The sequence below is a fragment of the Paracoccus sp. J56 genome, from assembly GCF_019633685.1.
GTDB classification, from domain to species: domain Bacteria; phylum Pseudomonadota; class Alphaproteobacteria; order Rhodobacterales; family Rhodobacteraceae; genus Paracoccus; species Paracoccus kondratievae.
Genome location: NZ_JAFL01000071.1, coordinates 1 through 1,412 on the forward strand (window position 1 = coordinate 1; position 1,412 = coordinate 1,412).

At 66.7% G+C, this 1,412-nt stretch carries 2 protein-coding genes; both read right to left on the reverse strand.

Annotated elements, in window-relative coordinates; genetic code table 11:
* A partial coding sequence (locus M511_RS18995) for an electron transfer flavoprotein subunit alpha/FixB family protein (RefSeq protein WP_085503267.1) occupies positions 1 to 745 on the reverse strand: 745 nt, incomplete at its 3' end.
* The coding region (locus tag M511_RS19000) for an electron transfer flavoprotein subunit beta/FixA family protein (protein WP_085503269.1) at positions 745 to 1,412 on the reverse strand (668 nt) is incomplete at its 5' end. The genes M511_RS18995 and M511_RS19000, both read right to left, overlap by 1 nt.

A 1,412-nucleotide genomic window follows, 5' to 3' on the forward strand; every position in this document is an offset into this window, starting at 1 on the left:
CGACAACCTTGCCGGTCTGGCCAACCTGCCAGTCGTTCGGCGCGTAGCCCGAGTCCACCGCCGCGCGCGAGGCGCCGACCGCGGCGCCCAGCTTGTCGGCAAGCGCCTCGATGATCCCGAAGCTCTCTTTCGAGCCAAGGCCGCGACCGCCCGAGACCACACGTTTCGCCGAGGTCAGCTCGGGGCGGTCCGATTGCGCCACCTCGTCGCCGACCCAGGACGACAGGCCGGGATCCGCAGCAGCAGCCACATCCGAGACCGCGGCCGAGCCACCCTCGCCCGCCGCATCAAAGCTGGCCGTGCGGATGGTGAAGACCTTCTTTGCGTCCTTCGACCTGACCGTCTGGATCGCGTTGCCGGCATAGATCGGCCGCTCGAACGTATCCGCGCCGATCACCGCCGAGACATCCGACAGCACCATCACGTCCAGAAGCGCCGCAACCCGCGGCATGACGTTCTTGGCATCCGTCGTCGCAGGCGCGGCGATATGGTCGTAGTCACCCGCCAAAGACACGATCAGCGCCGCCGTCGGCTCGGCCAGCCGGTGGCCATAGACCGGGCTTTCCGCCACCAGCACTTTCGACACGCCGGCGATCGTCGCGGCCTCCGCGGCGGCCGCTTTCGCCGAGGCGCCGGCGCAGAGCACCGTCACATCGCCCAGGCCCCTGACCGCGCTGACCGCCTTGGCGGTCGCATCGCGGTTCAGAACACCACCCGTCACTTCTCCAAGCAGCAGAACAGCCATCAGATCACCCCCGCTTCTTTCAGCTTGCCAACCAGCTCATCGACCGAGCCGACCCTGATGCCGGCCTTGCGCCCCTCGGGCTCGCGGGTCTTGAGAACCTCAAGCCGCGGCGAAACATCCACGCCGTAATCACCGGCGGTCTTTTCATCGAGCGGCTTTTTCTTGGCCTTCATGATATTGGGCAGGCTCGCATAGCGCGGCTCGTTCAGACGCAGGTCGGCGGTCACCACCGCAGGCAGGCTGACCTCGATCGTCTGCAGCCCGCCGTCAACCTCACGCGTGACCCGGGCCTTGCCGCCATCAACCTCGAGCTTGCTGGCAAAGGTCGCCTGCGCCCAGCCCAGCAGCGCCGCCAGCATCTGGCCGGTCGCGTTCATGTCGTTGTCGATCGCCTGTTTGCCGGCGATGATCAGGCCCGCGCCCTCTTCCTGCGCCACTTTCGCCAGGATCCTGGCCACCGCCAGGGGCTCGATGTCCTGATGCACATCATCGGCAGCAACCACCAGGATCGCACGGTCCGCGCCCATCGCAAGCGCCGTCCGCAGCGTCTCGGCTGCCTGCTTCACACCGATCGAAACCGCGATCACCTCAGAGGCCTTCCCGGACTCCTTCAGGCGGATCGCCTCCTCAACCGCAATCTCGTCGAACGGGTTCATCGACATCTTGA